Annotated in this window: 14 protein-coding genes, 2 tRNA genes and 1 riboswitch; of the genes, 9 read left to right on the top strand and 7 right to left on the bottom strand. The window is 74.0% G+C overall.

Annotation, left to right across the window (positions count from 1 at the left end; all coding sequences use genetic code 11):
• Positions 1 to 27: 27 nt before the first annotated feature.
• The 3 genes from MXD57_RS25985 (at position 28) to MXD57_RS25995 (ending at position 2,761) form a co-directional block, all read left to right on the top strand.
• The gene (locus MXD57_RS25985; protein ID WP_250404452.1) at positions 28 to 1,554 is read left to right on the top strand and encodes an amino acid permease; all 1,527 of its coding nucleotides are present in this window, start codon (positions 28 to 30) and stop codon (positions 1,552 to 1,554) included.
• A gap of 89 nt (positions 1,555 to 1,643) precedes the next feature.
• Positions 1,644 to 1,716 (top strand) — tRNA-Lys (locus tag MXD57_RS25990).
• 265 nt (positions 1,717 to 1,981) lie between these two features.
• Positions 1,982 to 2,761, top strand: coding sequence for an SDR family NAD(P)-dependent oxidoreductase (locus MXD57_RS25995; RefSeq protein ID WP_250404453.1), 780 nt, complete (start codon positions 1,982 to 1,984; stop codon positions 2,759 to 2,761).
• A gap of 41 nt (positions 2,762 to 2,802) precedes the next feature.
• On the opposite strand, the gene MXD57_RS26000 is transcribed toward MXD57_RS25995, so the two are convergent.
• Together MXD57_RS26000 and MXD57_RS26005 are read right to left on the bottom strand one after the other, a co-directional pair.
• Positions 2,803 to 3,447 carry a GTP cyclohydrolase II gene (locus tag MXD57_RS26000; protein WP_250404454.1) on the bottom strand — a complete coding sequence of 215 codons (645 nt, stop codon included), beginning with the start codon at positions 3,445 to 3,447 and terminating at the stop codon, positions 2,803 to 2,805.
• Between the two features lie 137 nt (positions 3,448 to 3,584).
• Complete coding sequence (locus MXD57_RS26005) at positions 3,585 to 4,124, bottom strand: MarR family winged helix-turn-helix transcriptional regulator (RefSeq protein WP_250404455.1); 540 nt, start codon at positions 4,122 to 4,124, stop codon at positions 3,585 to 3,587.
• Positions 4,125 to 4,193: 69 nt separating this feature from the next.
• Between MXD57_RS26005 and MXD57_RS26010 the strand changes: the two genes are divergently transcribed.
• The 5 genes from MXD57_RS26010 (at position 4,194) to MXD57_RS26030 (ending at position 9,443) form a co-directional block, all read left to right on the top strand.
• Complete coding sequence (locus MXD57_RS26010) at positions 4,194 to 5,327, top strand: dihydrofolate reductase family protein (protein ID WP_250404456.1); 1,134 nt, start codon at positions 4,194 to 4,196, stop codon at positions 5,325 to 5,327.
• 65 nt (positions 5,328 to 5,392) lie between these two features.
• A tRNA-Met gene (locus tag MXD57_RS26015) sits at positions 5,393 to 5,466 on the top strand.
• A 200-nt stretch (positions 5,467 to 5,666) separates the two neighbouring features.
• A complete protein-coding gene (locus tag MXD57_RS31880) occupies positions 5,667 to 6,953 on the top strand; it encodes a PP2C family protein-serine/threonine phosphatase (protein ID WP_250404457.1) in 1,287 nt (428 codons plus the stop codon).
• A gap of 162 nt (positions 6,954 to 7,115) precedes the next feature.
• Positions 7,116 to 7,282: riboswitch (cyclic di-AMP (ydaO/yuaA leader) on the top strand.
• A gap of 9 nt (positions 7,283 to 7,291) precedes the next feature.
• Entirely contained in the window at positions 7,292 to 8,341 is a 1,050-nt protein-coding gene (locus MXD57_RS26025; RefSeq protein ID WP_250404458.1) for a M23 family metallopeptidase, read from the top strand.
• Between the two features lie 154 nt (positions 8,342 to 8,495).
• Positions 8,496 to 9,443: an aldo/keto reductase gene (locus MXD57_RS26030; protein ID WP_250404459.1), complete on the top strand. Its 948-nt coding sequence runs from the start codon at positions 8,496 to 8,498 to the stop codon at positions 9,441 to 9,443.
• A 200-nt stretch (positions 9,444 to 9,643) separates the two neighbouring features.
• On the opposite strand, the gene MXD57_RS26035 is transcribed toward MXD57_RS26030, so the two are convergent.
• From MXD57_RS26035 to MXD57_RS26050, 4 genes are all read right to left on the bottom strand, one after another.
• A complete protein-coding gene (locus MXD57_RS26035) occupies positions 9,644 to 11,122 on the bottom strand; it encodes a PrsW family intramembrane metalloprotease (RefSeq protein WP_250404460.1) in 1,479 nt (492 codons plus the stop codon).
• 383 nt (positions 11,123 to 11,505) lie between these two features.
• Complete coding sequence (gene trmB, locus MXD57_RS26040; RefSeq protein ID WP_250404461.1) at positions 11,506 to 12,351, bottom strand: tRNA (guanosine(46)-N7)-methyltransferase TrmB; 846 nt, start codon at positions 12,349 to 12,351, stop codon at positions 11,506 to 11,508.
• Between the two features lie 80 nt (positions 12,352 to 12,431).
• On the bottom strand, positions 12,432 to 13,649 hold the full coding sequence (lhgO, locus tag MXD57_RS26045; protein WP_250404469.1) for an L-2-hydroxyglutarate oxidase: 1,218 nt from the start codon (positions 13,647 to 13,649) through the stop codon (positions 12,432 to 12,434).
• Between the two features lie 60 nt (positions 13,650 to 13,709).
• Positions 13,710 to 15,134 carry an MFS transporter gene (locus tag MXD57_RS26050; protein WP_250404462.1) on the bottom strand — a complete coding sequence of 475 codons (1,425 nt, stop codon included), beginning with the start codon at positions 15,132 to 15,134 and terminating at the stop codon, positions 13,710 to 13,712.
• A 745-nt stretch (positions 15,135 to 15,879) separates the two neighbouring features.
• Here MXD57_RS26050 and MXD57_RS26055 point away from each other — a divergent pair.
• Positions 15,880 to 17,958 (top strand): asparagine synthase-related protein, encoded by a 2,079-nt coding sequence (locus MXD57_RS26055; RefSeq protein WP_250404463.1) that lies wholly within the window; start codon positions 15,880 to 15,882, stop codon positions 17,956 to 17,958.
• Positions 17,959 to 18,164: 206 nt separating this feature from the next.
• On the opposite strand, the gene MXD57_RS26060 is transcribed toward MXD57_RS26055, so the two are convergent.
• Positions 18,165 to 20,072, bottom strand: a complete 1,908-nt coding sequence (locus tag MXD57_RS26060) for a sigma-70 family RNA polymerase sigma factor (protein ID WP_250404464.1) — start codon at positions 20,070 to 20,072, stop codon at positions 18,165 to 18,167.
• Positions 20,073 to 20,162 lie beyond the last annotated feature (90 nt).

Genomic DNA, 20,162 nt, shown 5'->3' on the forward strand with positions numbered 1-20,162 from the left:
GGGACGGCTGGGGGAATTGCTGGGGGCATGACAGATGACGCGATGACGACGAGTGGCACGGACGGGCCGTCGGACGAGGAACGGCTTGCCCAGCTCGGCTACACACAGGTCCTCGCCCGCCGGATGTCGGCGTTCTCGAACTACGCCGTGTCCTTCACGATCATCTCGGTCCTGTCCGGCTGCCTGACCCTGTACCTGTTCGGCATGGTCACCGGTGGTCCCGCGGTGATCACCTGGGGCTGGGTGGCGGTCGGTCTGATGACCCTGTTCGTGGGACTGTCGATGGCCGAGATCTGTTCGGCCTACCCGACGTCGGCGGGCCTGTACTTCTGGGCCCACCGCCTGGCACCGCCCCGTTCGGCGGCCGCTTGGGCGTGGTTCACCGGCTGGTTCAACGTGCTGGGCCAGGTGGCGGTGACGGCCGGCATCGACTTCGGCGCGGCGTCGTTCCTCGGCGCCTGGCTGAACCTCCAGTTCGGTTTCGAGGTGACCCCCGGCCGCACCGTGCTGCTGTTCGCCGCGATCCTGCTCCTGCACGGCCTGCTGAACACCTTCGGCGTCCGGATCGTCGCCTTCCTGAACAGTGTCAGCGTGTGGTGGCACGTCCTGGGCGTGGCGCTGATCGTCGGCGCGCTGGCCCTCGTCCCGGACCACCACCGGTCGGCGTCCTTCGTGTTCACGAAATTCGTCAACGAGACGGGCTGGGGCAGCGGCCTCTACGTCGTCCTGCTCGGCCTGCTCATGGCCCAGTACACCTTCACGGGCTACGACGCCTCCGCCCACATGACGGAGGAGACCCACGACGCCGCCACGGCCGGCCCGAAGGGCATCGTCCGGTCCATCTGGACCTCCTGGATCGCCGGCTTCGTCCTGCTCCTCGGCTTCACCTTCGCCATCCAGTCCTACGACAGGGAGCTGGCGTCCCCGACCGGCGCGCCCCCGGCCCAGATCCTCCTGGACGCCCTGGGCGCCACCGCGGGCAAACTCCTGCTCCTGGTCGTGATCGGCGCCCAGCTCTTCTGCGGGATGGCCTCGGTGACCGCCAACAGCCGGATGATCTACGCCTTCTCCCGCGACGGCGCGCTGCCCCTCTCGCGGCTCTGGCACACGGTCAGCCCCCGCACCCGCACCCCCGTGGCGGCGGTCTGGCTGGCCGCGCTCGGCGCCCTGGCCCTCGGTCTGCCCTACCTCATCAACTCCACGGCCTACGCGGCGGTGACCTCGATCGCGGTGATCGGCCTCTACATCGCCTACGTCGTCCCGACCCTCCTCCGCATCCGCAAGGGCGACTCCTTCGACCGGGGCCCGTGGCACCTGGGCCGCTGGTCGATCCCGATCGGCCTGGTCTCCGTCACCTGGGTGGCCGTCATCACGGTGCTGTTCATGCTCCCCCAGGTCTCCCCGGTCACCTGGCGGACCTTCAACTACGCCCCGGTCGCCGTCCTCGTCGTCCTGGGCTTCGCCGCGACCTGGTGGCTCGCCTCGGCCCGCCACTGGTTCCTGCGGCCGGCCCGCGGCCACGCCCCCGAGCCGGCCGAACCGGTCGAGAACTAGCCCCGTTCCCCTCGCGACGCGGCCGGGTCACCAATACCCGATCGGAGACCCGGCCGCGTCCGGCTATGCTCGGACAGGCAACATCGCCTGGGCCCTTAGCTCAATTGGCAGAGCAGTGGACTTTTAATCCATTGGTTGTGGGTTCGAGTCCCACAGGGCCTACGCAGTGACGCCCCCGGCTCAACGGCACACCGAGCCGGGGGCGAGCCGTTTCCCGAGTGGAGCGGCGAGCCCGGAACCGGGAGACGGCCGAGCACGCCGAGGCCCGCTGGACGCCGCCGGACCCCTCTGGACGAACTGTTCGGGAGACCGCGGCCACCGCACCCGCCACGCGCGCTCCGGACGCCTCGGCGGCGCCCCCGGATACCGCTCGCCGGGTGGGGCGTCCCCGGGGCGTGTGCGTGGGGACGGCCCTTAGGGTGCGGGAATGGGTTCGCGGGCCTATCTGTCGGAGCTGTTCTCGCTGGACGGTCTGGCCGCCGTGGTGACCGGGGGCAGTTCCGGTATCGGGCGGGCCATCGCCGGTGCCCTGGCACGGGCCGGGGCGAGCGTGGTGGTGGTGGCGCGCGGGGAGGCGCAACTCGCCGCCACGGTGGCGGAACTGGCGGCCCACGGCTGCCGGGCCGCCCGGGTGAGCGCCGATCTGGGCACCCGCGACGGGGTGCGCGCGGCGGCCGAGGAGGCGGCCGGGGTGTTCGGGGAGCCCGACATCCTCGTCAACTGCGCCGGGATCAACCTGCGGCCCCCGATGGGCGAGCTGGGCGAGGACGTCTGGGACGCCACCATGGCGGTGAACCTGGAGGCGCCCTATCTGCTGGGGCAGCGGTTCGGGCCCGGCATGGCCGAACGCGGCTTCGGGCGGATCGTCCACGTCACCTCCCAGCAGGCGCACCGGGCGTTCGTGCAGAGCGGCGCCTACGGCGTCTCCAAGGGCGCGCTGGAGTCGCTGGCCCGCTCGCAGGCCGAGGCGTGGTCGCCGTACGGCGTCACGTGCAACACCCTGGTGCCGGGGTTCGTCATGACGCCGCTCAACGCGCGTCTGTCGTCCGACCCGGAGCGGGTGGCGGCCCTCGCCGCCCGCACGATGGTGGGGCGCAACGGCCTGGCCGGCGACTTCGCGGGCGCCGCGGTGTTCCTGGCGAGCCGCGCCTCCGCCTACGTCACCGGCCAGTCGGTCTTCGTCGACGGCGGCCTCTCCGTGCACTAGTGCCGCGGCCCCCGGACCCATCCGGCCCCGTACGGTCCGGCTCAGCCCGCGCTCAGTTCCGGCAGGGCGTCCAACTCGCCCAGCGGCAGGGTGTGCTGGGTCTGCAGGACCTTCGCGCGCAGATAGCGGACGTTGTGGGCGGTGGTGAAGACACCGGTCGGCACCCGGTCCCGCACGCGGACACCGAGGGAGCGCAACTGCTCCGCCTTGTCCGGGTTGTTGGAGAGCAGGTCCAGCTCTCCGACGCCGAGTGCGCCCAGCATCTGGGCGGCGGCCGTGTAGTCGCGGGCGTCCTCCGGGAGGCCGAGCGCGGCGTTGGCCTCGTAGGTGTCGAGTCCCTGGTCCTGGAGGGCGTAGGCGTCGAGCTTGTTGTACAGGCCGATGCCGCGCCCCTCCTGGCGGAGGTAGAGCAGCACGCCCCCGCGCTCGGCGATGCGTTCCACCGCCTCGCGGAGCTGGGGACCGCAGTCGCAGCGGGCGGAGCCGAACACGTCCCCGGTCAGGCACTCGGAGTGCAGCCGCACCAGCGGCACCCGTCCGGGCTCGCCCAGGACGACGGCGACGTGCTCCTGGCCGTCGCCCAGGCCGTGGAAGGTGACGAGTTCGGCGTCGACGCGGTAGCCGTCGTGGAAGTGCAGCGGTACCCGGACGCGGGCGCGCGGGGTGGCGGCGGGGGTGTCGGACATGCGGGCCTCCGGGTTCGGTCCCATGGCACCTGCTTCAGATTTGAAGCAGTAGCTCGGTCCCGGACCCTACCCCATGCTTAAAAGTTAAAGCAATGTGTTCCACGGGGGTGTCCGCGCGCTCCGCGCCACCGCCGCGCTCAGGGCCGGGGCGGCTCGGGCGGCCGGCCCGAACAGGGTGAGGACCGCCGCCGCCACGGCACGTCCTCCGCCGCGGCCCTCGCCTCCTCGCCCTCGAGTTCCCGGGCCACTCCGGCGCAGATCTGCTCCAGTTGCCCCACCTGCTCGGGCGTGAGCCGGTCGAACAGGGTCGTGCGGACCGCCTCGACGTGCCCGGGTGCCGTACGCTCCAGCACGGCCATCCCCTCCCGGGTCAGCGCGGCGAGGCTGCTGCGGCGGTCCTGGGGGCAGTCCTCCCGGCGTACCAGCCCGTCCCGCTCCAGTCTGGTCACCGCGTACGTCAGCCTGCTGCGGGTGATCTTCAGCGTCTCGGCGAGGTCGGTCATGCGCAGCCGCCGGTCGGGCGCCTCGGAGAGGTTGGCCAGCACGGAGTAGAACAGGTGGGGCATGCCGGCCTCCTGCTGGAGCTGCCGGTCGATGGCGTCCTCCAGCAACCGGGAGGCGGCGATGTAGGCGCGCCAGGCGCGCTGCTCCTCGGGAGTGAGCCAGCGGGTCGTCATGCCGCCAGTGTAAGTTTGTTTCAAACTTGAACCAAGACTCCGCCGGGGTCTTCGCGAGGGAGCGCGCCGATGCCGTACCCGTACGTCCTGCTGTCCGCCGCCGTCTCCCTCGACGGCTACCTCGACGACACCGGCCCCGACCGGCTGCTGCTCTCCAGCCCGGCCGACTTCGACCGCGTCGACGAGGTGCGGGCCTCGGCCGACGCCATCCTGATCGGCGCCGGCACCATCCGTGCCGACAACCCCCGGCTCCTCGTCAACTCGCCCGCGCGCCGCGCCGCCCGGGTGGCCGAGGGCAGGACCGCGTACCCCCTGAAGGTCGCCGTCACCGCCTCCGGCGACCTCGATCCGGCGGCGCACTTCTGGCACACCGGCGGCGAGAAGCTCGTGTACACCACGGACCGGGGCGCCGAACGGGCCGCGGGCGCCCTCGGCGGGACCGCCGACGTGGTCCCGCTCGGCCCCGGACTCGACTGGCGCGCCCTGCTGGAACACCTGTACGAGGTGCGCGGAGTGCGGCGGCTGATGGTCGAGGGCGGCGGGACCGTCCACACCCAGCTCCTCCAGCAGGGCCTCGCCGACGAACTCCAGCTCGTCCTCGCCCCGCTGTTCGTCGGTGAACCGGCCGCCCCGCGCCTGTTCGGCCCGGGGGAGTACCAGGGCGGCCGGCTCCGGCTCACCGAGTCCCGCCGCATCGAGGACGTCGTCCTGATGCGCTACGAACCCACCGCCCCGGGCACCGGCCCCGCACCGGCCGCCGCCGACCGCCGCTGGCTGGCCACCGCCTGCGAGCTGGCCGCCCTGTGCCCGCCCTCCCGCACGGCGTTCAGCGTCGGCGCGGTGGTGGTGGCCGCCGACGGCACCGAGCTGGCCCGAGGCCACTCGCGCGAGGGCGGCGACCCCGTGGTGCACGCCGAGGAGGCGGCCCTGGCGAAGCTCAACCCGGCCGACCCCCGGCTGCCCGGCGCCACCGTCTACAGCAGCCTGGAGCCCTGCTCCCGCCGCGCCTCCCGCCCCGCCCCCTGCGCCGAGCTGATCCTGCGCGCGGGCGTGCGCCGGGTGGTCACGGCCTGGCGTGAGCCGGACACCTTCGTCCCCGGCGCCGACGGCACGGGGGTGCTGGCGGCCGCCGGCGTCGACGTCGTCCTGCTCCCCGAGTGCGCGGGACCGGCCAAGGCGCCCAACGCCCATCTGCGGCCCTGAGCGGCACCGTGCGGAAACGTGTGTGCAGAGCACCCCGCGGATGGCGTATGCTGGTCACACAACGACGCGGGGTGGAGCAGCTCGGTAGCTCGCTGGGCTCATAACCCAGAGGTCGCAGGTTCAAATCCTGTCCCCGCTACTGAAGGCTCGGGGCCGGAATCCAGTTCACGGATTCCGGCCCCGAGTGTTTTCCGCACGGCTTCCCCTCGGACATCGGCACGGCCGCCCCCTTGCCCAGTGGCGTATGTCACAGCGGGTCATCCGCTCGGGCCACAGCGGTCGCCCGCTTTTCGTACCCCCGCCACGCTGGTCGTACGTCGAGAACACGGGAGACCAGCAGTGCGCCCTGGTGAGGTGGAGCAGAGCCCCTGTGCCAGGGCGGGCGGCAGGCCTCCCGACGCGTCCGTCCCTGCCCCGGACGCGACTTCGGCCCCGGACGCGACTCCGGGCCCTGCCCTCGGCCCCGCGCCCCCACGGCCGGAGCGGCGCCGTCGTCCCGCGGCGCACGCCCTGCCCCGCGCCCTCCCCGTCCTGCTCGTCGCCGGCGGGCTCCTGTACGACCTGCTCACCCCGAGCGCATTCACCGCCGTGCCCTTCTTCACCGCCGCCCCGCTGGTCGCCGCGCCCCTGACCTCGCTGCGCACCACGCTCCTGACCGGGCTGGCCGCCCTGGCCGCCACCTACGCGGTGCACGCCCACTTCGGTCCGGGCCTGGACGTCAACACCGTCACCCAGGTCGTCACCGTGGCCACGGTCGCGCTGCTGGCCGTCGCCATCAACCGGGTCGTGCGCCTCGGCGACCGGCGGCTCGCCTCCGTCCGGGAGATCGCCGAGGCCGCCCAGCGGGCCGTGCTGCCCGAGCCCGCCCCGCGCATCGCCGGCCTCGACATCGCGGCCCGGTACGAGGCGGCGCAGGAGGGCGCGTTCATCGGCGGCGACCTGTACGCGGTGCAGGACGGCCCGCACGGCGTACGGCTGGTGGTCGGGGACGTGCGCGGCAAGGGGATGGGCGCGGTCGCCGCGGTCGCCGTGCTGATCGGGGCGTTCCGGGAGGCCGCGGAGCAGGAGGCCACGCTGGAGGCGGTGGCCGGGCGGCTGGAGCGCGCGCTGGCCCGTGAGGGCGCCCGGCGCGACGGGGCCGACGCGCTGGAGGGTTTCACCACCGCCGTCCTCGCCGAACTGCCGCACGGCGAGGGGGTGGTGCGGATCGTGAACCGCGGTCATCCGCCGCCCCTGCTGCTGCACGCCGACGGCACCCTGCGCGCCCTGGCCGCGGCGGAGCCCGCGCTGCCGCTCGGCATGGGCGACCTCGGCAGGCGGCCGGACCGCGCGGCCGAGGTCCCCTTCCCGGACGGCGCCACCCTGTTGCTCCACACCGACGGGCTCACCGAGGCCCGTGACGCCCACGGCAGGTTCTACGACCCGGTGCGCAGGCTGGCCGGTCGCCGCTTCCCCGATCCGCGCACCCTGCTCACCCGGCTCGCCGCGGAGGTCAGGCGGCACTCCGGGGGCGGCATGGCGGACGACATGGCGCTGCTGGCCGTGCGCCGACCGGCCGCCGTCACCGGCAGTGATCGGACCGCAGCCCTCCGCTTCGTTGCTGAGTCACCATCAAAAACTCCGTGACTCCTGAATACCGGTCAACTCGCCCGTTTTCCATGGCGGTGCCGTGTACGTCCACCCCGGGGAACCTTAATGATCAAGCCGAACGGCTTGGAATCTCACAGGTGGGTCTATTAACGTTCGATAACGCAGCGCGGTCGTCCCAGCCGTCACCAGAGGCGGCTCCGTGCGCACGCGCCGAATCCCGCAAGGGAACCGGGGAACCACCACTTTGGGGTGAATCGCGCGGATGCCACCGTGAACCGATCCGGTTCTCGGTACGTATACGCGCGTAGGAGACCTTCCTGCTCCGAACCCGTCAGCTAACCCGGTAGGCGGAGGAAGGAAAGGAGTGCGCCCGCGTGGCGTCCAACCGGCCTGCCCCCGAAGCCCCATACGTGCCCAGCCAGCGTGACGCCGAAACATTCGGCTACGGCGGCTACAGCGCCGAAGAGGGTCCCTGGGAGGAGTGGAACCCCACCGAGGAGTCCATCCGCCCCGTACGCGGCCGGCACCGCGTCGCCAAGCAGCGTGGCGGCGGGCTCGCCCGCAGCTCCACCGTCCTCGGCGTCGGCGTGATCGCGGCCGTCGGCGCGGGCGGTATGGCCAGCGCCCAGACCGGCAAGCCGCCGGTGTCCATCTCCATGCCCGACCTGCCCTCCGTCGGTTCCCTGTTCGACGACGGCCAGGCCGAGGCGGCCAAGGCCACCACGGCCTCGCTCAGCACGGTCGGCACCACCGCCGCCGGCACCGAGGAGGACGGCTCCGACGCGGGCGAGACCCTGCGCAACCGGATCATGGCCCAGGCCGAGCAGCAGCGGAGCAAGGCCGACTCCCAGGCCGCCTCCAAGGCCGCCGCGACAGCGGCCGCCGCCGCCGAGAAGGAGGCCGCCGAGGCGGCCGCCAAGGCGAAGGAGGAGGCCGCGGCCAAGGCCGCCGAGGCCAAGAAGGAGGCCGAGGCCGCCGCCGCGAAGAAGGCCGAGGAGGAGCGGCTGGCCGAGCTGGCCAAGCAGTACACGCTGCCGACGTCCTCGTACACGATCACCTCGACCTTCGGCCAGGCCGGCTCGATGTGGTCTTCCGGCTACCACACCGGCCTCGACTTCGCCGCGCCCACCGGCACGCTGATCAAGGCCATCCACAGCGGCACCATCACCGAGGCGGGCTGGGCCGGCTCCTACGGCTACCGGACCATCCTCACCCTCGACGACGGCACCGAGCTCTGGTTCTGCCACCAGTCCTCGATCAGCGTCTCCGTCGGCCAGAAGGTCGGCACCGGCGACGTCATCGGCCGCGTCGGCGCCACCGGCAACGTCACCGGCCCGCACCTGCACCTGGAGGTGCACCCCGGCGGAGCGGCCACCGGTGTCGACCCCATGGCGTGGCTGCAGGGCAAGGGCCTCACTCCCTGAGCCCGGCCCGGGCCCGCTGAACCCGCCCGGCACCCCGGACCGCATCCCCGGCGGCCCGGACGCCCTCCCCGGCGTCCGGGCCGCCGGTCGTGTCGGCACACCCGCTCGCGCGTTCCCGGAATGGGCGGTACCGGGGCGGTCGTTGTAACCGGGTATGACTGCTTCCCCGCGCAAACTCGGCTCCTCCGACCTCGAGGTCTTCCCGCTCGCCCTGGGCGGCAACGTCTTCGGCTGGACCGCCGACGAGAAGACCTCCTTCGCCGTCCTCGACGCCTACACGGCGGCCGGCGGCAACTTCGTCGACACCGCGGACTCCTACTCGGCGTGGGTCGAGGGCAACAGGGGCGGCGAGTCGGAGACCGTCATCGGCAAGTGGCTCAAGGCCCGCGGCAACCGCTCCGACGTCGTCGTCGCGACCAAGGTCAGCCAGCATCCGGAGTACCAGGGGCTCACCGCGGCCAACATCAAGGCCGCCGCCGACGCCTCCCTGCGCCGTCTGGACACCGACTACATCGACCTCTACTACACGCACTTCGACAAGCCCGAGGTGCCGGTGGAGGAGATCATCGGAGCCCTGGACGAACTGGTGAGGGCGGGCAAGGTCCGGCATGTCGCCGCCTCCAACATCAGCCCCGAGCGGCTGCGGGCCTCCCTCGACTTCTCCGACCGCGAGGGCCTGGCCCGTTATGTGGCCCTCCAGCCGCACTACAACCTGGTCTCCCGCGACACCTACGAGGGTCCGCTGCAGGACCTCGCGGCCCGTGAGGGCCTCGCGGCCGTCCCGTACTTCGCCCTCGCCTCCGGCTTCCTCACCGGCAAGTACCGCCCCGGTGCCACGGTCGACAGCGCCCGCGCGGGCTCGGCCGCCAAGCACCTGGAGTCCGAGCGCGGTCAGCGGGTGCTCACCGCCCTGGACGAGATCGCCGCCGCCCACGACGCCCCCGCCGCCACGGTCGCCCTCGCCTGGCTGGCCGCCCGGCCGACGGTGACGGCCCCCATCGCCTCGGCCCGCACGCTGGAACAGCTTCCGGCGCTGCTGGGCGTGGCGGAGCTGCGGCTCACCCAGGACGAACTGGACCGCCTCGACCAGGCCTCCGCCTGACCCACGGCCCCTGGGGGTGCTGTCCGGACAGCACCCCCAAGGGCCGTCCCGCGATCCCCGGCGGGCGCACGACGACGGCCACGGCACCTCGCCGCGTTGTCGGATCGCCCGAGTACGCCCCGTAGGAGGACGACCCTCCGCCGTGCGGCGCACCGCATCCGGTGCCGTGCGCCGACCCACCGGGGATTACGGGACGGCCCTCAGGGCCGGTACGGGTCGTACCCGGGGTACCGGGCCGGCTGCGCCTGCGGGTTCCCGTACCCCGCCGCCCGGTCGCCGTACGGCACCGCCGGATACCCGTACGGCACCTCCGGGTTCCCGTACGCCGCGGGCCGACCGTACGCCGCCGGGTTCGCGTAGGCCGCGGGCTGACCGTACGCCGCCGGGTTCCCGTACGCCGCCGGGCGGCCGGTGTAAGCCGTCGGGTATCCGTACCGCGCCCAGTACGCCGAGGCCGCCGGCACGGGGGCCACCACCCGGGCCGCGTGCTCCAGCGCGGGCCGGGCCACCTCCCGGCGCCGCCACAGCTCGGCGAGCAGTTCCTGCTCCCGCGCGGCGCAGTCGGCGCCGGCCCGTCCCCGCCGTCCCCGGTGCCGCAGGAAGGCCAGCGAGGTGGCGTACGCCTCGTACTGGGCGACCGCCCGCGCCGCGGGACGTCCGCCGAAGTGGCGGCGGGCGTGGTCCCGGGCGGCGCGGCGCGCCCGCATCGACCCGAGGGCGAACGGCTCGGCAGGACCGAGCCACCCCGCGTACACATACGCGGGCAGCTCTTCCCGCACGGTGCGCAGCTCCCGCTGCCGGGTCCAGACCGCCAGCCAGGTCAGCAGCCCGAACGCGGGCACCATGAAGGCGGCGTAGACGGCGAGGAACCCGAACTGGCCGAAGGTCGCCGAGCCGTTCCACAGGGCGTGCATGCCCATCGCCAGCAGCAGCCCGCCGAGCGGGACCAGCACGCGCCGGGCGGGCCGCCGCTCGGCGGAGAGCGCGGCGATCCCGAAGCCGATGCCGGTGAGCACGGTGAACAGGGGGTGCGCGAACGGGGACATCACGACGCGCACGAAGAAGGTGGCGGCGGTGACGGAGGCGATGCCGTGACCGCCGCTGAGCTGGTCGGTTCCGAACGCCGTGCCCAGGTAGAGGATGTTCTCGGTGAACGCGAAGCCGGTGGCGGTGACCCCGGCGATCACCACGCCGTCGACGATCCCGGTGAAGTCCCGTCTGCGGAAGAGGAAGACCAGCAGCACGGCCGCGGCCTTCGCGGACTCCTCCACGACGGGCGCTATCACGGTGGCGCCCAGGGTGTCGGCCCCGGCGGGATCGGCGGTCGAGGTGGCTATCCACTTCGTCGCGAAACTGTTGGCGACGATGGCGATCAGCGCCGCCGCGCAGGCACCCCAGGCGAACGCGAAGACCAGGTTCCGCCACGGGCCGGGCTCGACCCGGTCCAGCCAGCGGAAGGCGGCCAGGAGCCAGGGCACGGGCAGCACGGCGAGCCCGAGGCCGACCAGGAAGCCCGTGGTGCCGGTCTGCCGGCGCACCAGCGCCAGGATGACCAGGCCGGACAGCGCCAGCAGCGTGATCAGAGCTCCGTAGCGCACCCACCGGCGCTGCCACCAGTGCGGGTGCGTTCCGCTTCCGGGGCCGGGTGAGTAGCTCGGGTGGGGAGGACTGATGGCCACGGCATCGACCCTAACGGTGACCGGGGGAACGGGCGGGGGCTGGTCGGTGGGACAGGATCTGGGGCCTGTTGTCCGGATCATGCCGGGCCCGCCGGCCCCGGCGCCGTGCCCCGCCGTGCGGCCGTCGGTCGCCATGGCTCCGTCATGGCACCTCCTGCACCCTGCGACGTACGGCACCGGACCCCGCGCCCTGATCCGGCCCGATGGAAACGAAAGACCCTAGTGCTGTGACCGGAAAGGTTCACCGGCTCGCGGCGTCCGGCACGGCACCTCGCCGCGTTGTCGCATCACCCGAGTACGTCCGGTACGCGGGCGATGCTCCGCCTTGCGATGCACCGCACCGGACGCCGCGAGCTTTCCGGCAGACCTTTCCGGTCACAGCACTAGCGATCCCGGTGCGGTACGCGGCGGAAGAGCAGATCGTTCACCACGTGTCCCTTTTCCAGCCCCTGTCCCTCGAAACGGGTCAGCGGCCGGAACCGCGGGCGCGGTGCGAAACCCCCGTCGGCCCGGGTGTTCTCGAAGTCGGGGTGCGCGGTGAGCACCTCGAGCATCTGCTCGGCGTACGGCTCCCAGTCGGTCGCGCAGTGCAGGACCGCCCCGGGCCGCAGCCGGCTCGCGGCCAGCGTCAGGAACTCGGGCTGGATCAGCCGCCGCTTGTGGTGCCGCTTCTTGGGCCAGGGGTCGGGGAAGTACACGCGCAGCCCGTCGAGCGAGTCCGGCGCGAGCATCTCCCGGAGCAGGATGATGGCGTCGCCGTTGGCCACCCGGACGTTCGACAGCCCGGCCTGGTCGGCGAGGTTGAGCAGGTTGCCCTGGCCCGGGGTGTGCACGTCGACCGCGAGGATGTTCGTGCCCGGGTCCCCGGCCGCCATCCGCGCGGTGGCCTCACCCATCCCGAACCCGATCTCCAGTACGACGGGACCGTCGTCGCCGAACAGCTCGCCGAGGTCGATGACGCGCTGCCCGTCGATGTCCAGACCCCACGTGGGCCACAGCCGCTGCAGCGCGTCGGCCTGCCCCGCCGTGACCCGGCTCCGCCGGGGCTGGAAGCTGCGGATCCGCCGCTCGAAGTGCGATCCGGCCGGGTCGGCCCGGGGCCCGTCGGGGAAGCGCGGCTCCCCCTTGGCCCGGCTGTGCCGCACGGACACACCGGGGACGTGCGAGGGCCGCGGCGCGGCGGCGGCAGCGGGCCGGGGGGCATCGGGGAGGTTCAGCGAGTCAGACACAGTGACACCGATTTTACGGCGGCGGCCCGGTGCCCGGGGAGGGCGCCCGCCGCGGAGGGCGCCCTCCCGGCGTACGGGTGTCACAGCGCACCGAGCATGTCCAGCACCCGGCGTCCGATCTCCCGGCCGATCGGCAGCGAGGCGGTCGCCGCGGGGGACGGGGCGTTGAGGACGTGCACCGCCCGGCTCCCCTCCCGGATCAGGAAGTCGTCCACCAGCGTTCCGTCCCGCAGCACCGCCTGCGCCCGCACCCCGGCCGGGGCGCGTACCAGGTCCGCCTCCTCGACGGCGGGCAGCAGCCTGCGCACCGCCGTCAGGAACGCCCCCTTGGACACCGACCGGCGCAGCTCCCCGGCTCCGTACCGCCAGTGCCGCCGGGCCATCACCCACGAGCCGGGCCACGCCATCGTCCCGGCCAGCTCCCCGGGCCGTACGACCCCCCATCCGTACCCCTCCCGGGCCAGGGCCGGGACCGCGTTCGGCCCGATGTGCACGCCGCCGTCGATCCCCCGGGTCAGGTGCACCCCGAGGAACGGGAACGCCGGGTCCGGTACCGGATACACCAGCCCGCGCACCAGCTCCGGCCGCGCCAGCTCGTAGTACTCGCCCCGGAACGGCACGATGCGCACCCCGGGCTCGTCGCCGGTCAGCCGCGCCACCTCGTCGCAGTGCAGCCCGGCGCAGTTCACCAGCACCCTGCCGCGTACGACCTCCCCGGCCGCGGTCAGGACGGCCACGCCCCGGTCCGGGCGCCGGTCGACCCGGACGACGTGCGCGCCGTACCGGATCTCCGCCCCCGAGGCCCGTGCGAGCTGCCGGGCCACGGCCACGAAGTCGCACACCCCCGTCGTGCCGACGTGGATGGCGGCCAGCCCGCGCACCTCCGGCTCGTACTCGCCGATCTGGGCGGCGCCCAGCTCGCGCACCTGTATCCCGTTCTCCCGGCCGCGCTGCACGAGGGCGTGCAGCCGCGGGAGCTCGTCCCGCTCGGTGGCGACGATCAGCTTCCCGGTGACGGCGTGCGCGATGCCGTACTCGGCGCAGAACTTCACCATCTCGGCCGCGCCGCGCACGGCGAACCGCGCCTTGAGCGAGCCCGGCCGGTAGTAGACGCCGCTGTGGATGACCCCGCTGTTGCGCCCCGTCTGGTGCCGGGCCGGCCCCGGCTCCTTCTCCAGCACGGTCACCCGCGTACCCGGCGCCGCACGCGTGATCGCGTAGGCCGTCGACAGGCCGACGATGCCGCCTCCGATCACCAGCACGTCGCAGTCGTACGCACCCTCACGCACCCGCACCACCTCCCGGTTCCGATAGTGCACTGCGCCACTGACAATGCCTTCAAACCCGGATCGGGGGTCCTATGCCGGAGCCACCAGCAGGGGCCGGGCCCGTTCGCGCAGCTCCACCACCCTCGGCTCGTCCCGGTACGGCTCCAGCCGGTGCAGCAGGTCCTTCACGTACTCGGTGGTGCGCGCGGAGGAGATGCGCCCCGCCACCTCGACGGCCCGGACCCCCTGCTCGCAGGCGGCGTCCAGATTCCCCGACTCCAGCTCGGCGACGGCGGACACCACGAGGCGCAGCCCGTGCGACCGCACGAACTCCTCGGTCGGCTTCGACAGCGCCTGCTCGGTGAAGCGCCGCACCTGGCGCGGCGCCTTCAGATCGCGGTAGCACTCCGCCGCATCGGCCGCGAACCGGTCATAACCGTAGAAGCCGAGCCACGAGGGGTCGTTGTCACCGCCCCTGGACCGCTCGAGCCAGCTCTCCGCCGCCTTCAGCGCCGTGCCGGCGGCCGGCGCGTCCCCCGCACGCGCGTGTGCCCGGGCCTCCACCAGCCGGAAGAAACTCATGGTGCGGGCGGTCGCCAGTCCCCGGTTGCGCTCCAGGGCCGCCTGCGCCAGGTCGACACCCTCGTCACCGAAGCCCCGGTACGTCGCCTGCAGGGACATGGAGGCCAGCACGTACCCCCCGAGCGGGACGTCCGCCGCCGCGCGGGCGAGCCGCAGCGCCTGGATGTAGTACCGCTGGGCCGCCTCCTGCTGCCCGGTGTCGAAGGCCATCCAGCCGGCCAGCCGGGTCAGTTCGGCGGAGGCCCCGAACAGGGCGCGACCCACCTCGTCGGAGTAGGAGCCGAGCAGCAGCGGCGCGGCCTCCACCCGCAGGCACTCCGGCACCATGGACGAACGCCAGTCGCCGCCCCCGTACTTGGAGTCCCAGCGTCTGGCGTCCTCGGCGGCCTCCCGCAGCTTCTGCACATCGCTGTGGCCGACTTTGAGCGGTGCGCCGGAGCCCTCGGCGGCGTTCGCCTCCCGCGCGACCGAGCTGTCGGCGGGGGTTATCAGCCACCGTGACGCGGGTGTCGCGTACGCGGTCACCGCGAACGACCCCGCGAGGGACTGCCAGATGCCGCCGGAGCCGGCCCGTCTCCCGGCCAGGTCGAGGCGGTAGAGCTCGGTGGCCGATCTCACCGCCTGCCCCACGTCCCGGGGGAAGGCGAGGCCCACCTCGGGAGCGGGATCCGCGTCCGCGAGGCCTATCTCGTGCAGCGGCACCGGGCGGCCGAGCTTCTGGCCGATGGCGGCGGCTATGAGGTGCGGCGCCGCGCCCTGCGGCACCATCCCCTTCGACACCCAGCGCGCCACCGAGGTCTTGTCGTAGCGAAGCGTCAACCCGCGTTGGGCGCCAAGGTCGTTGACGCGCCGCGCGAGTCCCGCGTTGCTGATTCCCGCGAGGGCGAGAACGGCGCCGAGTTTGTCGTTCGGCCCGCGTTGCTCCCTGGACATGCGTCACCCCTCGACACAGACGGCTGCCGCGCTGGCATAACCGTGCGGCATTCGTAAACCCAGCGTAGTTCGCCGCATCCCAAGCGTTAAGGGGCATTGTTCCGGATGGCGGGATTGTGGTCCGTGCGGGAGTACGACCCTGTACGCACCGTGCACGCGCCGTCGCGGCGTGCCCCCGCACGTGTGGCCGTGCGCCCGTCCGTGCGCTCTTCTCCGGCCATCCGGGGAACGGTTCCATGGCAGTCGCGTGGGTCGGCCCGCTGTACTGGATCCAGTGGGCTGGGGGACACCGCCGCCTTCATCCCCGCGGGTGGCGGACCGGTCCGGGAGGCGGAGACCGCCTCCCGGACCGTGCGCGTGCCCGCCCCGGAGGGTCGTGCGCAGGCCTGTACGGAGCGTGCTCAAACCTGTGCCGCTGTCACCGATTTGGCTGAAAACATTCGCCGCCCGGGATGAGCGATTGCCGCTCCCACCACGGAACTTGAGGGCGCGAAGGGCGTCTTCGGGGCGCACATGGGGGCGCATTCGCGTCGCGCGTTTCGTGCCCGTTTCCGTCACCCGCCCCCGGCCGACCGGGTGTTCACTCACCGGCCCGCCCCCGGTACTCTGCCGACCCCTGCGGTCTCCGTCACCGTTTTCCCTCGATCGAAGGCGGCGTCACCGCGCCTCCGTGGCGCGTTCTTCATGGCAGCATGGGTCCCGGTTCGTACGGTGCACTGGTTGTCCACGCTCTGTGGAGGCGTCGATGCGGTGGTTGGTGGGTTGGAGCAGCACCGCCGCTGGCGTCGCCGGAATCGGCTCCGCGGGCGCCACCGGACACGACGGGGAGACGCTGCACCCGGTCGGCTCCCACCTCCTGTGGGGCGACCCCGACCCGCTGTGGGCCGTCGGCGACTGGCGCCCCGACGAGGTCCGCGTGGTGCACGCCGACGCGCAGAGCCGCATCGCCGTCCTCGGCACCTGCGGCGCCACCGACGAGGAACTGCGGCGCGGCCTGTTCACCGCGCGCGGGGGCGCGCTGCGCCATCTGACCACCTGGCCGGGCAGCTACACGGCCGTCGTCCAGGTGGGCCGGCGCATCACCGTCTGCGGCGACCTCGCCGGTGCCCGCCCGGTCTTCCACACCCCCTGGGACGGTGGCACGGCCTACGCCACCGCCGCGCTGCCGCTCGCCGATCTCATCGAGGCCAACCTCGACTTCGGCCACCTGGCGGCCCTGCTTGCCGCCCCCGACGTACCGGCCGCGCTGCGCGACACCACCCCGTACGAGGGCGTGCGGCGTGTTCCGCCGGGGCACGCGCTCGTCCTGCGCGCCGGGGCACGTGAGATCACCGGCTACGAGCCGGTCGCCTCCCTCGCCGTCGCCGCGCCCCCCGCCGACCCGGACGTCGCCGTGGACGCCGTACGGGACGCACTCGTCGAAGCGGTGCGCACGCGGCTGTCGGCCCCCCGGCACGTGCCCGGCCTCGACCCCGGGCCGGTGCCCGGTATGGGACCGGCCGAGCGGCGGGCCGCGCGGGGGATGCCCGTGCCCGGCATCGGCGCCGACCTGTCCGGCGGACCGGCCTCCGGCACCCTCGCCCTGCTGGCGGCCGGCCTGCCCGGCAGACCCGGCACGCTACTCGGACACGGCACCGGCGCAGGCGAGCGGCTGCTCGCCGTCACCTTCAACGACCTGGCCGTCCGCGACCGAGCGTCCGAGGTCGAGCGTGCCGGCGCCCTCGCGGCCAACCCGCGCCTGCACCACGTCGTGGTCACCGGCGGGGAGGAGAGCCTGCCGTACGCCGATCTCGACGGGCCCCTCACCGACGAGCCGGGCCCCTCACTGGTGACGGCCGCCCGGCACCGCGCCCGCCTCGCCGCGGGCAGCGCCGACCACTTCACCGGACACGGCGCCCGTCAGGTCCTGGACGCCCACCCCGCCCGCCTCGCGGACCTCCTCCTGGACCGCAAGCGGCGTCACCTGGTCCGGCCGGTCGCCGCGCTCGCCCGGGCCGACGGCTCGGTGATGGTCCCCGCGCGCGTGTACGGCGCTGCCCGGCGGCTGGCCCGCACCCCGTACCGGACGGGCCTGGAACTGCTCGCCGAGCTTCTGATGCGCCACCGCTTCGACGATCCCAGGGGCGCGGTCGGCGCCTCCCTGGCCGGGCTCACCTGGGCGAGACCCGGCCCGGCGGCCCGCTGGCTGACCGGGGAGGCACTGGCTGAAGTATCGGTTCTGCTGCAGGGGGAGGCGGACCGGTCGGCCCTCGGCTCCGGCCAGCGCCCCGGCGACTACCGCGCGCGTGCCGCCCTCGCCCGCCACTCCGCCGACCTGCGCGTCCTGGAGCAGGCCGCCGAGGTCCGCTCCCAGCGGCTGCACGCGCCCTTCCTCGACAACCAGGTGGTCCGCGCCTGCCGCGCCCTCCCCGAGGCCCTGCGCGTCCAGCCCGGTGCCCGCGCCGCCGTCCTGCGCAGGGTTCTGGAGGGCGCCGGGGTCACCGACCTCCCTTCCGGCTGGGGCGCCCCGTCCCACGCCTCCTCGGCGGCGGCCGCCCGAGCGGGCCTGCGCCTCGCCGCCGACGACCTGATGGACCTCTTCGCCACACCCCTGCTGGCCGACGCGGGCCTGGTGGAGGCCCGGGTGGTCCGCAAGGCCGTCCGGGCCGCGGCGATGGGCGAATCCCTTCCGCTGGACGGTCTGGCCGACCTGACCGCCCTCGAACTCTGGCTCCGCCGCCTGCTGGCCCGCCGCGGCACCTGCTGGACCGGTACCCCGGCCCGGGCCCGAGCGGTGCCCTCCGGCATCCAACCCCGCAAGAACGCCCTCGCCTCCGGCGCCTGACCCCTGCCCGGGGCGTCCCCCGGCCGGCGGCTTCGGCGCGTGCGCCGTCACGAGCCCGGCCCGCGCTGTCGCGAGGTCGCGGACCGCTGGGGTGCGGTGCCCACACCCGGCGGAAGCCGACCGACCCGGCGAGCCCCCGACGAGGATCACTCCGGCGAGGACACCTCGCCGAAGACACCTCACCGATGACAGCCCCGCCCACGCGGTCAGCAGCTGAACCGCGCCTCCGCCCAGTCGGCGAGCGCCACCGGTCCGAACCCCCCGCCTCCCGGCGACACCGCCAGCCGCACGGTCTTGCGCCCGGTGAGGTCGACGTGCACGGGAACGGCCGCGTCCCGCCCCGCGACCACCCCGGAACGCCACACCGGAACCCCGTCGGCGTACACGGAGAAGACGACCCTGCCGAGCCCGAGCGTCATGTCGTCGACGCCGACGCGCGCGTCGTACGCGGTGCACCGCCGATTGAGGTCGACGAGCACGGACGACCCCCGGTGCACGCTGACACCGCGCGCGTACCGCTTCCCGCCGACGGACATCCCGTGCCGCTGCCACACCCAGGTGCTCTCCCACAGCCGCATCTCGGGCGCGGACCCGTCCCCGTCGACGTCGTAGCGCAGGTCGCTCCACTCGTGGACGACGGGGACGACGGGGGCCGGCGGGGGAGTGGGAGCCGGGCTGGGAGTGGCCGTCGGACTCGGATCGGGACCCGGCTTCGAGGTGGGCTGCGGAACAGCCGTCGGCTTCGGCGCGGGCGCGGCAGCCGACGAGGCCGGGACCGGGCTCGTCCGGGAGGCCGCCACCACCGGCGGTGCCACCGGCGGCCTTCTCGTGGCGGGCGATGAGGCGGGCGGCGAGGCGGGCGGCGAGGCGGGAGCCGACGGTGAGGCCGACGGCCGCGGTGCCCGTACGACGGGAGCGGACGGCGACGGCCCGGCCGCCTCCCGCGCCGGGCGTCCGTCGTTCACCAGGGCCAGCGCCACCGCGGCCGCGGCCACCGCGACCACACTCGCCGCGATGCCGGCCTTCACCGGCGCCCCGATCCCCTCGGCGGCGGCCGCCCCGCCCACCCCCGAACCCGCGGAGGAACCGCCCGCCGCGGCGGCCGCCGCGGCGCCCGCTCCCGCGCCCCCGGCGATGATCCCGAGGACCTTCCCGTACCCCGCCGCCCCGAACCAGCCGATGACCGCGATCGGCACCACCGCCGGGATACCGCCCGCGACCTCCTCGATCTGCGCGGCCGCCAGCCGGCACCCGGCGCACTCCTCCAGGTGCTTGCGCAGCCCCCGCTCGGCGCGCAGCCGCAGCTTGCGCCGGGCGTAGGTACCGAGCTGGTCGGCGTATCGGGCGCACGCCCCGTCACCGGTCAGCGCCGCGCTGACATGGGCCTGCAGATAGGCCTGCTTCAGTCCCTCCCGGGCCCGGCTCGCCAGCACCCGGGTGCCGTTGGCGTCGAGCCCGAACAGAACGGCCACCTCACTGGGCGACTCGTCCTCCACCTCGGTGTGCCACAGCACCGCCTGCCAGCGCTCGGGCAGCGAGCGGAACGCCCGCAGAGCCATGGACTGCTCGGCCTCGTGCAGGGCACGCACATCGGCACCCACGTCCACCGCGTCGCCACCGGCCCCCTCGGCGGGCCGCGCGGCCTGCTGGGCGAACACGGCGAAGTCCTCGACGAGTTGCTCGCGCCGTGCGGACCTGGCCCAGTGCGCGGCCACGCGTCGCACCGAGGTCAGCAGATAGGCGCGCACGGCGTACTCGGGCCCCGCGCCGCCCCGTACCGCCTGCAGCATCCCGGCGAAGACCTCGGCGGTCAGGTCGTCCGCGGTGTGCGCGTCACGGCAGCAGGTACGGGCGTAGCGCCGCACGGCGTCCGCGTGCCGCCGGTACAGCTCCGCGTACGCGGAGTCGTCGCCCGTGCGCATCCGGTGGACCAACTCGCCGTCGGCGGGCGGCGTCGGGCCCGGCGAGGGCACCCTGCCGTCCCGCTGGGCGGGCACGCCCGGCTCGGCGGGCACCCCGGCCGGGCCGCCCTGCTTCGGCACCTGCGGCGAGGTCAGCCCACCGGCGTCGGAGCCGCCGTCACCACGCGATTCGTCCCACCCGTCAACGCCCATCGCGCAAAGCCCCCGAAACCGGCACAGCCCAACCCGTCACCGGCTCAGGGTGCCACAGCAGCAATCCCCGCAGTACCAGGCGTCACCCGA

The organism is Streptomyces cellostaticus, assembly GCF_023630175.1.
In the GTDB taxonomy this organism is placed as follows: domain Bacteria; phylum Actinomycetota; class Actinomycetes; order Streptomycetales; family Streptomycetaceae; genus Streptomyces; species Streptomyces cellostaticus_A.